The sequence below is a fragment of the Pseudomonas eutrophicaquae genome, assembly GCF_023544715.1.
Classification (GTDB): Bacteria; Pseudomonadota; Gammaproteobacteria; order Pseudomonadales; family Pseudomonadaceae; genus Geopseudomonas.
Window position 1 is genome coordinate 108,353 of the sequence record NZ_JAMJEZ010000006.1, and the last position, 13,696, is coordinate 122,048.

The following is a 13,696-nucleotide window of genomic DNA, read 5'->3' on the forward strand; positions in this document are numbered from 1 at the left end:
GAGGAGAGAATTGCATGACGCAAGTCACGGTGAACAAACTGGCCCTTGAGGTCAACACACCGGTAGAACGCCTGTTGCAGCAGATGCGCGAGGCGGGTCTGCCGCACAACAGCGCCGAGCAGGTAGTAACCGATGCCGAGAAGCAGAAGCTGCTGTCTCACTTGAAGAGCAGCCACGGCGAAAAGCTCGAAGAGCCCAGCAAGATCACGCTCAAGCGCAAGACCACCAGCACCCTGCGTGTGGCTGGTAGCAAGACCATCAGTGTCGAAGTGCGCAAGAAGAAGACCTTCGTCACCGAGCCGCCCAAGGCGGAGCAGCCGGTTGAGAAGCCGGCCGAAAAGCCGGCTGAAGCGCGCCGCGAGGCGCCTGCTCGGCGTAACGACGCGCCGGCCAGTGCGCCGCGCAGCGAGGCCCGTCGTTTCGATGATGCCGAAGAAGCCCGTATCCGCGCAGTCGAGGCTGCCCGTCAGGCGGCCGCGGCCGCTCAGGCTGCCGCCGCTGCTTTGCCGGCTGCAGACGGTAAGCCGGCCGAGCGTGCGGATGCCCGTCGCGCCACACCGCCGCGCCGTAACGAAGATGATGAGCGTCGTGAGCGCAAGCAGGCCCAGCCGCGTCCTTCCTTGAAGGAAAAGGCGCCGGCTCCGCGTGTGGCGCCGCGCAGCACCGACGAAGAGAGCGATGGCTTTCGTCGTGGTGGCCGTGGCGGCAAGGGCAAGCAGAAGAAGCGCAATCAGCATGGCTTCCAGAGCCCGAGTGGCCCGATCGTGCGCGATGTGAGCATTGGTGAGACCATCACCGTCGCTGAGCTGGCCGCGCAGATGTCGGTCAAAGGCGCCGAAGTGGTCAAGTTCATGTTCAAGATGGGCTCGCCGGTGACCATCAACCAGGTACTCGATCAGGAGACCGCGCAGCTGGTGGCCGAGGAAATGGGCCACAAGGTCAAGCTGGTCAACGAGAATGCACTTGAAGAGCAGCTGGCCGAATCGCTGAAGTTTGAAGGTGCGGCCGAGTCGCGTGCCCCGGTCGTGACCGTGATGGGTCACGTTGACCACGGTAAGACCTCGCTGCTCGACTACATCCGTCGTACCAAGGTGGCGGTGGGCGAGGCCGGTGGCATTACCCAGCACATCGGCGCCTACCACGTGGAAACTGACCGCGGCATGGTCACCTTCCTCGATACGCCCGGTCACGCCGCGTTCACCGCGATGCGTGCCCGGGGTGCCAAGGCCACGGATATCGTCATTCTGGTGGTGGCGGCCGATGACGGCGTGATGCCGCAGACCCAGGAAGCGGTGCAGCATGCCAAGGCAGCCGGTGTACCGATTGTGGTCGCCGTCAACAAGATCGACAAGCCCGACTCCAACCCGGACAACATCAAGAACGGCCTGGCCGCGCTGGATGTGATTCCGGAAGAGTGGGGCGGCGATGCGCCGTTCGTGCACGTGTCGGCCAAGTTCGGTACCGGCATCGACGAATTGCTCGAAGCGGTACTGCTGCAGGCCGAAGTTCTGGAGCTGACGGCAACGCCGAGCGCCCCGGGCCGGGGTGTGGTGGTTGAGTCGCGCCTCGACAAGGGCCGTGGCCCGGTCGCTACCGTGCTGGTGCAGAACGGCACCCTGCGTCAGGGTGATGTGGTGCTGGCCGGCGTCAACTATGGCCGCGTGCGCGCCATGCTTGATGAAAACGGTCGTCCGATCCGCGAAGCCGGCCCGTCCATCCCGGTGGAAATCCTCGGTCTGGATGGCACTCCGGAAGCCGGTGATGAGCTGACCGTGGTCGCCGACGAGAAGAAGGCCCGTGAAGTGGCTCTGTTCCGTCAGGGCAAGTTCCGCGAGGTCAAGCTGGCCCGTCAGCATTCGGCCAAGCTGGAAAACATCTTCGAGAACATGGGCCAGGACGAGAAGAAGACCCTCAACATCGTCCTCAAGTCCGATGTGCGTGGTTCGCTGGAGGCCCTGCAGGGTGCGCTCTCCGAACTGGGCAACGAGGAGGTCCAGGTGCGCGTGGTGGCTGGCGGCGTCGGTGGTATCACCGAGAGCGACGCCAACCTGGCACTGGCTTCCAGTGCGGTGATCTTCGGCTTCAACGTGCGTGCCGATGCCGGTGCGCGCAAGATCGTCGAGCAGGAAGGTCTGGATCTGCGTTACTACAACGTCATCTACGACATCATCGAAGACGTCAAGAAAGCGCTCACCGGCATGCTGGGCAGCGATGTTCGCGAGAACATCCTTGGTATCGCCGAGGTTCGCGATGTGTTCCGCTCGCCCAAGTTCGGCGCGATCGCCGGTTGCATGGTCACCGAGGGTATCGTGTACCGCAACCGTCCGATCCGCGTGCTGCGTGACGATGTGGTGATCTTCGAGGGCGAGCTCGAGTCGCTGCGCCGCTTCAAGGATGACATGTCCGAAGTGCGTGCTGGCATGGAGTGCGGTATCGGCGTCAAGAGCTACAACGACGTGCGCGTTGGCGACAAGATCGAGGTCTTCGAGAAGGTCGAAGTGGCACGTTCGCTGTAAGGCACTACCCGTCATGAAGCTGGCCAGCGACAGGTGCTCTTGCGCCTGGCGCTGGCCGGCTTCCGGCATTCTGGGGGTTTAAACAAGATGGCCAAAGAATACAGTCGTACCCAGCGCATCGGCGATCAGATGCAGCGCGAGCTGGCGCGCATGATCCAGCGTGAAATCAAGGACCCGCGCCTTGACCTGGTCACCCTGACCGGCATCGAGGTCAGCCGAGATCTGTCCCATGCCCGGGTGTTCTTCACGGTGATGGGACAGGATGACGACGCGCAGAAGATCGCCTTCAATCAGGAGATCCTCAACGAGTCGGCCGGTTACCTGCGCATGCTGCTGGGCAAGTCGCTGAAGTTGCGCACCATTCCGCAGCTGCATTTCCATTATGACGAAAGCGTCAGCCGGGGTGCCCATCTCTCGGCCCTGATCGAGCGGGCGGTTGCCGAAGATCGTCGTCACCAGGACGAGGAGTAACCGTGGCTCAGGTCAAACGTGTCCGCCGTGCCGTCAATGGCGTGCTGATTCTCGACAAGCCGCGCGGCATGAGTTCCAACGCGGCGCTGCAGAAGGTGCGCTGGTTGTTCAATGCCGAAAAAGCTGGGCATACCGGCAGCCTCGACCCGCTGGCCACCGGCGTGTTGCCGCTGTGCTTTGGGGAGGCCACCAAGTTTTCCCAGTACCTGCTGGATGCCGAAAAGGGTTACGACACGGTCGTACACCTGGGCGTGACCACCACGACCGGGGATGCGGAAGGTGAGGTGCTGACCCAGGTGAGCCAGCCTTGCAGCCGCGAGCAGCTCGAGGCACTGTTGCCACGCTTTCGCGGGCCGATCCTGCAGGTGCCGCCGATGCACTCGGCGCTCAAGAAGGATGGTCAGCCGCTGTACAAGCTGGCACGGGCCGGAGAAGTAGTGGAGCGCGAGGCGCGTTCTGTTACTATTGAGCGCCTTGAGTTGAACCACTTTGAGTGGCCGTTTGCCACCCTGTCGGTGCGCTGCAGCAAAGGCACCTACATCCGCACGCTGGCTGAGGATCTGGGTCAGGCACTGGGCTGTGGCGCACATGTGGCTGAGCTGCGGCGCACGCAAGCCGGTCCCTTCGTGCTGGCACAGGCCATCAGCCTTGAGACCCTGCTGGCCGCCCATGAAGCGGGCGGCGCCGAGGCGCTGGATGCCTTCCTGCTCCCGGTTGACAGCGGTCTGGAGCACTGGCCCGTGGTGCAACTCTCCGAACACAGTGCCTATTACTGGCTGCATGGTCAGCCGGTGTGGGCGCCCGAAGCGCCGAAATTCGGCATGCTGCGGGTACGCGATGCACAAGGCCGCTTCATCGGTATCGGTGAGGTCGGTGATGACGGGCGCCTGGCGCCGCGTCGACTGATTCGGTCGTAAGACCGGACAAGGGTGGCTGTCGGCAGGCACGGTCACACCTTATTTCATGAAAACGGGGGAATGCCCCGGCCTGTTACCACAGAGGAAAAGTCCACCATGGCACTGAGCGTCCAGGAAAAAGCGCAGATCGTTAACGATTTCCAGCAGGCTGCTGGCGATACCGGTTCCCCGGAAGTGCAGGTTGCCCTGCTGACCGCCAACATCAACAAGCTGCAGGATCACTTCAAGGCCAACGCCAAGGATCACCACAGCCGTCGCGGCCTGATCCGCATGGTTAACCAGCGCCGCAAGCTGCTGGACTACCTGAAGGGCAAGGACACCACTCGTTACAGCGCCCTGATCGCGCGTCTGGGTCTGCGTCGCTAATACGCTGTTCCTTGTGAGCCTGAAGCTGGGTGTTCGCAATCGATGACCGGGACTTGTCCCCATCGGTTACGGACTCCCAGCTTTTGGTTTTCCAGGTGGCGTACGAAAGGGGTTTCTGAGGGACCGTCGTTTCGTACGTTACCTGCCCCGTGCAGGTCGACCGTTATCCCCAAGGCAACACAGAGAAGGAAAATACCGTGAATCCGGTTATCAAGCAGTTCCAATTCGGTCAGTCGACCGTCACCCTCGAAACCGGCCGCATTGCGCGCCAGGCCAGTGGTGCCGTGCTGGTCACCATGGACGATGTGACCGTGCTGGTCACCGTGGTGGGTGCCAAGCAGGCTGATCCGGGCAAGGGCTTCTTCCCGCTGTCCGTGCACTACCAGGAAAAGACCTACGCTGCCGGTCGCATCCCGGGCGGCTTCTTCAAGCGTGAAGGGCGTCCGAGCGAGAAGGAAACCCTGACCTCGCGCCTGATCGATCGCCCGATCCGTCCGCTGTTCCCCGAGGGCTTCATGAATGAAGTCCAGGTGGTCTGCACCGTGGTCTCCACCAACAAGAAATCCGATCCGGATATCGCCGCGATGATCGGCACCTCCGCCGCACTGGCGATCTCCGGCATTCCGTTCGATGGCCCGATCGGCGCAGCCCGCGTCGGCTATCACGATGAACTTGGCTACATCCTCAACCCCAACTACGAGCAGCTGCAAAGCTCGCGCCTGGACATGGTGGTCGCCGGTACCGAAGACGCGGTGCTGATGGTCGAATCCGAGGCTCAGGAGCTGACTGAAGACCAGATGCTCGGTGCCGTGCTGTTCGCCCACGAAGAGCTGCAGAGCGTGGTGCGTGCGGTCAAGGAACTGGCCGCTGAAGCTGGCAAGCCGCGCTGGGACTGGCAGGCTCCGGCCGCCAACACTGCGCTGATCGAGGCGATCAAGGCCGAGTTCGGTGCGGCGATCTCCAACGCCTACACAATCACCATCAAGCAAGATCGTTACGCGGCGCTGGGCGCCCTGCGCGATCAGGCGGTGGCCCGCTTTGCCGGTGAGGGCGAAGGGCTGTTCCCGGCCGGTGAGGTCAAGGACGTGTTCGGTCTGATCGAATACCGCACCGTGCGCGAGAACATCGTCAACGGCAAGCCGCGTATCGATGGCCGTGACACCCGCACCGTGCGCCCGCTGGCCATCGAGGTCGGCGTGCTCGGCAAGACCCACGGTTCGGCGCTGTTCACCCGTGGCGAAACCCAGGCGCTGGTGGTGGCGACCCTCGGTACCGCCCGTGATGCCCAGCTGCTCGACACCCTGGAAGGCGAGAAAAAAGACGCCTTCATGCTGCACTACAACTTCCCGCCCTTCTCGGTCGGCGAGTGCGGTCGCATGGGTGGCGCTGGTCGTCGCGAAATCGGTCACGGTCGTCTGGCCCGTCGTGGCGTTGCCGCGATGCTGCCGACCCAGGACGAGTTCCCCTACACCATCCGCGTGGTCTCCGAGATCACCGAATCCAACGGCTCCAGCTCGATGGCCTCGGTGTGCGGTGCTTCGTTGGCCCTGATGGACGCCGGTGTGCCGGTCAAGGCGCCGGTGGCCGGTATCGCCATGGGCCTGGTCAAGGAAGGTGAAAAGTTCGCCGTCCTGACCGACATCCTCGGTGACGAAGATCACCTGGGTGACATGGACTTCAAGGTGGCCGGTACTGACAAGGGCGTCACCGCCCTGCAGATGGACATCAAGATCAACGGCATCACCGAAGAGATCATGGAGATCGCGCTGAACCAGGCTCTGGAAGCGCGTCTGAATATCCTCGGCCAGATGAATGCCGTGATCGCCCAGCCGCGTGCTGAGCTGTCGGAAAATGCGCCGACCATGATCCAGATGCGCATCGACACCGACAAGATCCGCGACGTGATCGGCAAGGGTGGTGCGACCATCCGCAGCATCTGCGAAGAGACCCGCGCCTCGATCGATATCGAAGACGATGGCAGCGTGAAGATCTACGGTGAGACCAAGGAAGCTGCCGAAGCTGCGCGTCAGCGCGTGCTGGGCATCACTGCCGAGGCGGAAATCGGCAAGATCTACACCGGTCGCGTCGAGCGCATTGTCGATTTCGGTGCCTTCGTCAACATCCTGCCGGGCAAGGACGGTCTGGTGCACATCTCGCAGATCAGCGACAAGCGCATCGAGAAAGTCACCGACGTGCTCAAGGAAGGCGAGGAAGTGAAGGTGCTAGTGCTGGACGTCGACAACCGCGGCCGCATCAAGCTGTCGATCAAGGACGTCGCTGCGGCAGAAGCCTCCGGCGTCTGATCCTGGCGATTGCCTGACATGGAAAAGGCCCCTTAGGGGCCTTTTCTGTTTTCAGTACTCGCCATCCCGTGGCCGCTTAGAGATGCAGAATCAGCGTCTTCAGCGGTGGCTTGCCATCGAACGAAGGGAAGTCGGCCGCCGGAGCCAGCACCTCGACCTCGCGGACCGGGCGGCCGATCTTGGCCGCGCAGCGCAGCACCTGCTCGCGCCACTCGGCCATCTCGACCCGAGCCAGATTGTTGCAGCACACCAGAATGCCGTGCTCGGCGGTGGCCAGTAGTGCTGGCTTGAGCAGGCTCTGGTAGTCGCGCAGCAGATCGACGGTACCGAAGGCGCTGCGCGCCCAGGCCGGTGGATCGAGGAACACCCGATCGAAGCGCTCCTCGGCCAGTCGCGGGTAGGGCGGCAGGCGCTGGCCACGGCGCTGGGCGATCGGCAGGCCCGCCAGCTGACGGATCGCCGGAAAATAGTCGCTTTGCACGAACTGCATGGCCGGCAGTTGGGGATTCAGCGCGGCATTCTCGCGGCCCACGGCGAGATTGCCCTCGGCAAAGTCCAGATTGACCACCCGTCGCGCGCCCCCAGCGGCCGCGCACAGGCCGACGCCGCAGGTGTAGGCGAACAGGTTGAGTACCGACTGGCCGGCGCTGTGGCGCATCATCCAGCCGCGGGCGTTACGCAAGTCGAGAAACAGCAGCGGGTCCTGGCCGGCGTGACGAGCGCGTACCCGATAATTCACCCCCCATTCATGGCCGATCAGCTCATCCAGCGCGGCAGGTTCGGGCGAATAGACCGGATCACGGCGATCGATCCGCGAATGGGGCTGCGAGCGGTCGTTGTAGACCGGCAGCAGCTCAAGACCCAGCTCGGCCTGGCAGAGCGCCAACAGCTCCAGCAGGGGCTCGCGCGCAAGCGGTTGGTGGAAGCTCTGTACCAGAAGCTGCGGGCCATAGCGGTCGATAGTCAGGCCAGCGGCGCCTTCCTGGCTGCCGTGGAACAGCCGGTAGCAGTCGGTGCCCTGCGCATGCAGCTTGGCGAGCAAGGGCTGGCGGCGGGCGAGGGCGGCGCGCAGCGCCTGGTTCAAGGCGGACATGCGCGTCTCCTCGGAAAATGGAGCGCGCATTTTAGCAGCGCCCCGTGACCCACCGGCAGTTTTTCCCGCCACTCAGCCGCGATGGCGGGCGCGGAAGAACTCGATCAGCCCCTGGGTCGAGCTGTCCTCGGCGGGGCTGGCTTCTTCGCCGGTAAGCCGGCCATACAGGCTGTTGCCCAGCACCTTGCCCAGCTCGACACCCCACTGATCGAAGGCGTTGATCCCCCAGATCACGCTCTGCACGAACACCTTGTGCTCGTAGAGGGCGATCAGCGCGCCGAGACGCTGCGGGCTGACCCGCTCCAGTACCAGGGTATTGCTGGGCCGGTTGCCCGGAATCACCTTGTGCGGCGCCAGGCGCTGTACCTCGGCCTCCGGCAGACCGGCGGTGCGCAGCTCGGCCTCGGCCTCGGCCAGGGTCTTGCCGCGCATCAGCGCCTGACTCTGCGACAGGCAGTTGGCGTACAGCCACTGGTGATGATCGGCCAGCGGGTTGTAGCTGGTCACCGGGACGATGAAGTCGGCGGGGATCAGCCGGGTGCCCTGATGCAGCAGCTGGTGATAGGCGTGCTGGCCGTTACAGCCGACCCCGCCCCAGATCACCGGGCCGGTGCCACCGCTCACCGGTGTGCCATCCTGGCGCACGCGCTTGCCGTTGGATTCCATGTCCAGCTGCTGTAGGTGCTGGTTGAAATTGCGCAGGTGATGGTCGTAGGGCAGGATCGCGTGGCTCTGCGCGTCCCAGAAGTCGCTGTACCAGACGCCGAGCAGGCCGAGCAGCACCGGCAGGTTCTCGGCAAAGGGCGCGCTCTGGAAGTGCTGGTCCATGCGGTAGGCGCCGGAGAGCAGTTCCTTGAAGTTGCCCATGCCGATGGCCAGCGCGATCGGCAGGCCGATCGCCGACCACAGCGAATAGCGCCCACCGACCCAGTCCCACATCGGGAAGATGTTTTCCGCGGCGATGCCGAACTCGATCGCCGCCGTGCGGTTGCTGGTCACGGCGATGAAATGACGGTGCAGGTCGCGCTCGCCACCGCCCTGGGCGAGGAACCAGCGCCGCGCCGCCTGGGTGTTCTTCAGCGTTTCCAGGGTACTGAACGACTTGGAGGAGACAATGAACAGCGTGGTCTCGGCCTTGAGGCGTGCGCTGACCTCATGGAATTCGCTGCCGTCAATATTGGCCAGGTAGTGGCAGCGCACGCCGCGCTGGGCGAACGGCAGCAGCGCCTCGGAGACCAACTGCGGGCCGAGGAACGAGCCGCCGATACCGATGTTGACCACATCGGTGATCGGCTGTTCGCTGTAGCCGCGCCACAGGCCATTGTGGATGCGTTGCACCAGCTCGGTCATCTGCCCGAGCACCCGGTGCACCTCGGGCATCACGTCCTGGCCATCGACCAGTACCCGCTCGCCAATCGGACGGCGCAGCGCGGTATGCAGCGCCGGGCGGCGCTCCGAGGCATTGACCATGCGTCCCTCGAACAACGCCTCAATGGCGGGGCGCAGCTGCACCTGCTCGGCCAGTGCCAGCAGGCTGGCCAGGCTCGCTTCATCGATCAGGTTCTTCGAGTAGTCGAGGAACAGCCCGCCGCGGCTCAGCGAGTAGCGGGCAAAGCGCTGCGGGTCACGGGCGAAGGCCTCGCGCAGGTTGAAGGGCTCCAGGCGCGCACGGTGCTCGCGCAGGGCCTGCCAGGCGGGCAGTTGGGTGGCGTCCTGTGGCTGCGTGTAGTGTTCCATCGACTGACTCGCTCAAGGCTGAATGCAACAAGCCCGGACGAATCCGGGCTTGTCGGGGTGATGCGGAGGCCGATCAGGCAACCTGCACCGGAATGGCGTGACTGGTGTGGCTCAGTTCGTTGTTCGGGTTGAAGTAGAGCATCTGCGGCTGGTAATGGGCCAGCTCGGCCTCATTGTACTGGGCATAGGTGCAGATGATCAGGCGATCACCGACACCGGCCTTGTGGGCGGCGGCGCCATTGACCGAGATGATTTTCGAGCCTTCCTCGCCGCGGATCGCGTAGGTGGTGAAGCGCTCCCCGTTATCCACGTTGTAGATCTGAATCTGCTCGTATTCACGGATGCCGGCCAGATCCAGCCATTCGCCGTCAATGGCGCAGGAGCCCTCGTAGTCGAGAACGGCGTGGGTCACTTGGGCGCGGTGCAGCTTGGCTTTGAGCATGATGCAATGCATGGCGGGTTCCTCAGCAGGCCGTGGCGTCAAGATCCACGAGCAGGTTGTCGATCAGCCGCGTATTGCCCAGGCGTGCGGCGGCGAGAATCACCCGCTGGCGATCGGCCGCAATGGCCGGTTGCAGGGTGAGGGGATGTCGGATTTCCAGGTAGTCCGGCTCGAAACCGGCCTGGCGCAGGGTGGTTTCAGCACGGGCGAGCAAGGCGGCATGATCATTCTGGCCGGCGCGCAGGGCAGCGGCGATCTCGCCCAGAGTGGCAAATAGTTGTGGAGCGATGGCGCGCTGCGCCTCGTCCAGGTAGCCGTTGCGCGAGGACAGGGCCAGTCCGTCGGCGGCCCGCACGGTCGGCAGGCCGACGATCTCGATGGGCAGATCGAGGTCACGCACCAGCTTGCGGATCACCGCCAGCTGCTGGAAATCCTTCTCGCCGAACACGGCCAGGTCCGGCTGGACCATGTTGAACAGCTTGGTGACGACGGTGGCTACGCCCTCGAAGTGACCGGGCCGGCTGGCGCCGCACAGGCCTTCGGAGACGCCGGGTACGCTGACGCGCGTCTGGCCGGCCATGCCGTCGGGGTACATCTGTTCGACGCCCGGCGCGAACAGCAGCTGGCAGCCGGCCCCGTTGAGCTTCTCCTGGTCAGCCGCGAGGGTGCGCGGATAGGTGTCGAGGTCTTCGTGGGCGCCAAACTGCAGCGGGTTGACGAAGATGCTGGCAACCACGAAATCGGCATGGCGACCGGCCTCGCTGACCAGTGCCACATGGCCAGCATGCAGGTTGCCCATGGTCGGGACGAAGCCGATGCGCTGGCCCGCTGCGCGGGCGGCCGCAACGGCACTGCGCAGTTCAGCCACGGTCTTGACGGTGATCATGCAGAAAAACCATGTTCGGGGGCGGGAAACTGACCATCCTTGACCGCCCGGGTGTAGGCAGCGAGGGCGTCCTGGAGGCTGCCCTGACCGGTCATGAAATTGCGCACGAACTTTGCCGGGCGCGGATTGAGGCCGAGCAGATCATGCAGAACCAGCACCTGGCCATCGGTATCCGGGCCGGCGCCGATGCCGATCACCGGCACACGGGCGGCGCGGCTGATCGCACCAGCCAGTGGGCTGGGTACGCATTCGAGTAGCAGCATGGCGGCCCCGGCTTCTTCAAGGGCCAGGGCGGCTTCGCGCATCTCACGGGCGCGCGCCTCATCACGGCCCTGCACCTTGTAGCCACCCAGGACATTGACCGACTGCGGGGTCAGGCCGAGGTGTACGCAGGCCGGAATACCGTTGTCGGCCAGTCGGCGCACGGTCTCGCACAGCCAGGCGCTGCCTTCGAGTTTGACCATGTGTGCGCCGGCGCGCATCAGTGCCGCGCTGCTCTCCAGCGCCTGCTCCAGGGTCGCATAGCTCATGAACGGCAGATCGGCGAGGACCAGCGCGCCCCGGTTACCGCGTTTGACGCAGGCGGTGTGGTAGGCCATATCGGCCACGCTGACCGGCAGGGTGCTGTCATGGCCTTGCAGGACATTACCGAGCGAGTCGCCAACCAGCAACACCTCGACGCCCGCGGCGCAGGAGGCGGCGGCAAAAGTCGCGTCATAGCTGGTCAGCATGACGATTTTCTCGCCGCGCTCCTTGAGGCCGCGCAGGGTGGTGAGCGTGACATCAGGCATCTGAAATTATCCTTGTTGACGCCGGCCAGCGGCAGGCAGAACGAGCGGTCGCCTATAGTCCCGATGGGGGGGGTGGAAGTCAATTATGCCCGGCTAACCGGTACAGCCCGGATCTGGCGGTTGCGCACAGGCGTCTGCCAGGCGCTCCAGCCCCTCGAACGGGCAGGCGGCCAGCAGATCGGCCAGGGTTCGGCCATCGGGCAGCGCCAGGTCGGCGGCAATCTCGGCCAGCGGGTAGAGCACGAAGGCGCGGGCATGCATGTGGTAGTGGGGAACGGTCAGGCGTTCCTCATCGAGCTGCAGCTCGCCGAACAGCAGAATGTCGAGGTCCAGAGTCCGCGGCCCCCAGCGCTCGGCCTTGCGCACGCGACCATGCTGCTGCTCGATGGCCTGCAGGGCATCGAGCAGCTCCAGCGGCTGCAGCGGACAATCGAGGGCCGCCACCGCATTGACGTAGTGCGGCTGATCGGCCGGCCCCAGCGGATCGCTGAGGTAGAAGGACGAAACCTGCTGCAACTGACAGCCCGGCAGAGCCGCGAGGGCTTGCAGGGCGGCGGTCAGCTGCTGCTGCGGCTGGGCAAGGTTGCTGCCAAGGCCGATATAGACACGCTGCATTTCAGTCCTGCCCGCCATCAGCCGGGGCCGGGCGCTTGCGCGGTGCGCGGCGGCGTTTGCGGGCCGGTTTGCCCTCGCCGCTGCCCAGGGCGCGGATCATCTGCCGGCGCTCGCTATCGGAGATCTCTTGGTAGCGCGTCCACCAGTCACCCAGGCCGCCGGTGACTTCGCCGGCGCTTTCGCGCAGCAGCAGAAAATCGTACCCGGCGCGAAAACGCGGGTTTTCCAGCAGCAGGTCAGCGCGCTTGCCCTGACGGCGCGGCAGCCGCTCCTGCATGTCCCAGATTTCCCGCAGCGGCAGGGTAAAGCGCTTGGGCACGGCGGTACGCCGGCACTGCTCGCTGATCAGCTCATGAGCAGCTTCCTGCAGGGCAGCCAGCGCCGGCAGGCCGTGTGCCTGCAGCGCCGCGGCGCGAGCCGGTAGCGCCGGCCACAGCAGGGCGGCGAACAGGAAGGCGGGAGTCACCGGTTTGCCGATGCGGATGCGCTCATCGGTATTGATCAGCGCCTGGCGGATCAGGCGGCCGGCATAATCCGGGTCCGCCTTGAGGGCAGCGGCGGTGGCCGGGAACAGCGGCGCAAACAGCTCGTACTCGCAGAGCAGCTCGAAGGTGCGCAGCCCCTGGCCGGAGAGCAGCAGCTTGATCACCTCATCGAACAGCCGCGCCGCGGGAATGTCGTTCAGCTGGCGGGCCAGGCGGCGAATCGGCTCGGCGCTGTGCGGTTCGATTGCAAAATCCAGTTTGGCGGCAAAGCGTATGGCCCGCAGCATGCGTACGGGATCTTCCAGATAGCGCTGCGTCGGGTCACCGATCAGGCGCACCTCGCGGTTACGGATGTCGTGTACGCCGTGGGCGTAGTCGAGCACTCGCTCGTTGTGCGGATCGTAATACAGGGCATTGATGGTGAAATCGCGGCGCTGCGCGTCATCTTCCTGGCTGCCGTAGACGTTGTCGCGCAGGATGCGCCCGCTTTCGTGGCGGGCCGACTGGTTGTTGTCTTCCTGCTCTTCATCCGCCGGGTGATGGGCGCGGAACGTGGCGACTTCAATGATTTCACGGCCAAAGTGCACATGGGCCAGCTTGAAGCGCCGACCGATGATCCGGGCATTGCGAAATTCGGCGCGTACCTGCTCGGGGGTCGCACTGGTCGCCACATCGAAATCCTTGGGCGTGATGCCCAGGAGCAGGTCGCGTACACAACCGCCGACCAGGTAAGCCTGATAGCCGGCCTGTTGCAGGCGTTCGACAACGCCCACGGCATTACGGCTGATCTGCTCGCGGTGCAGGTTATGTTGGCTGGCGGCCAGCACCTGGGGTGTAGGACGCGCAGGGCGGACACGACGCAGGGGCGATCGAAGGGTCTGGAACAGCTTTTTCAGCATGGGGCTGGGATACCGGATGGTGCGGGGGACGAAAAACCCCTAGCAATGGGCGCGGATTCTATCACCGGCAGATGAGGATGGTGAACGCGAAGGCTCCGGGCATCTTGCGCAAAACACAAGGGGGAGCCTGAGCTCCCCCTTTCGATCATGCCTTGTTCTTGTTATCGGGACGAAG

The 13,696-nt window shown here is 64.5% G+C and carries 12 protein-coding genes; 5 read left to right on the forward strand and 7 right to left on the reverse strand.

The genetic code is table 11. The features are described 5' to 3' along the window. The first annotated feature begins 14 nt into the window (after positions 1–14). The 5 genes from infB (at position 15) to pnp (ending at position 6,573) form a co-directional block, all read left to right on the forward strand. Positions 15–2,516 (forward strand): translation initiation factor IF-2, encoded by a 2,502-nt coding sequence (infB, locus tag MXC11_RS04480; RefSeq protein WP_250005898.1) that lies wholly within the window; start codon positions 15–17, stop codon positions 2,514–2,516. 87 nt (positions 2,517–2,603) lie between these two features. Continuing rightward, a complete protein-coding gene (gene rbfA, locus MXC11_RS04485; protein WP_250005900.1) occupies positions 2,604–2,987 on the forward strand; it encodes a 30S ribosome-binding factor RbfA in 384 nt (127 codons plus the stop codon). A 2-nt stretch (positions 2,988–2,989) separates the two neighbouring features. Next, positions 2,990–3,904: a tRNA pseudouridine(55) synthase TruB gene (gene truB, locus MXC11_RS04490; protein ID WP_250005902.1), complete on the forward strand. Its 915-nt coding sequence runs from the start codon at positions 2,990–2,992 to the stop codon at positions 3,902–3,904. A gap of 96 nt (positions 3,905–4,000) precedes the next feature. Next, complete coding sequence (gene rpsO, locus MXC11_RS04495; RefSeq protein WP_250005904.1) at positions 4,001–4,270, forward strand: 30S ribosomal protein S15; 270 nt, start codon at positions 4,001–4,003, stop codon at positions 4,268–4,270. A 197-nt stretch (positions 4,271–4,467) separates the two neighbouring features. Continuing rightward, positions 4,468–6,573 (forward strand): polyribonucleotide nucleotidyltransferase, encoded by a 2,106-nt coding sequence (gene pnp / locus MXC11_RS04500; protein WP_250005907.1) that lies wholly within the window; start codon positions 4,468–4,470, stop codon positions 6,571–6,573. A 76-nt stretch (positions 6,574–6,649) separates the two neighbouring features. Here the strand turns inward: pnp and MXC11_RS04505 are convergent, their stop codons facing one another. From MXC11_RS04505 to MXC11_RS04535, 7 genes are all read right to left on the reverse strand, one after another. Then, a complete protein-coding gene (locus MXC11_RS04505; RefSeq protein ID WP_250005909.1) occupies positions 6,650–7,666 on the reverse strand; it encodes a class I SAM-dependent rRNA methyltransferase in 1,017 nt (338 codons plus the stop codon). Between the two features lie 72 nt (positions 7,667–7,738). Next, entirely contained in the window at positions 7,739–9,403 is a 1,665-nt protein-coding gene (pgi, locus tag MXC11_RS04510) for a glucose-6-phosphate isomerase (protein ID WP_250005911.1), read from the reverse strand. Between the two features lie 73 nt (positions 9,404–9,476). Continuing rightward, complete coding sequence (gene panD / locus MXC11_RS04515; protein WP_250005914.1) at positions 9,477–9,857, reverse strand: aspartate 1-decarboxylase; 381 nt, start codon at positions 9,855–9,857, stop codon at positions 9,477–9,479. A gap of 10 nt (positions 9,858–9,867) precedes the next feature. Next, positions 9,868–10,731 carry a pantoate--beta-alanine ligase gene (gene panC / locus MXC11_RS04520; protein WP_250005915.1) on the reverse strand — a complete coding sequence of 288 codons (864 nt, stop codon included), beginning with the start codon at positions 10,729–10,731 and terminating at the stop codon, positions 9,868–9,870. Then, positions 10,728–11,522, reverse strand: a complete 795-nt coding sequence (gene panB, locus MXC11_RS04525; protein ID WP_250005918.1) for a 3-methyl-2-oxobutanoate hydroxymethyltransferase — start codon at positions 11,520–11,522, stop codon at positions 10,728–10,730. Before panB ends, panC begins: the two co-directional genes overlap by 4 nt. A gap of 93 nt (positions 11,523–11,615) precedes the next feature. After that, entirely contained in the window at positions 11,616–12,137 is a 522-nt protein-coding gene (gene folK / locus MXC11_RS04530; RefSeq protein WP_250005920.1) for a 2-amino-4-hydroxy-6-hydroxymethyldihydropteridine diphosphokinase, read from the reverse strand. 1 nt (position 12,138) lies between these two features. After that, a complete protein-coding gene (locus MXC11_RS04535; protein WP_250005922.1) occupies positions 12,139–13,521 on the reverse strand; it encodes a polynucleotide adenylyltransferase PcnB in 1,383 nt (460 codons plus the stop codon). Positions 13,522–13,696 lie beyond the last annotated feature (175 nt).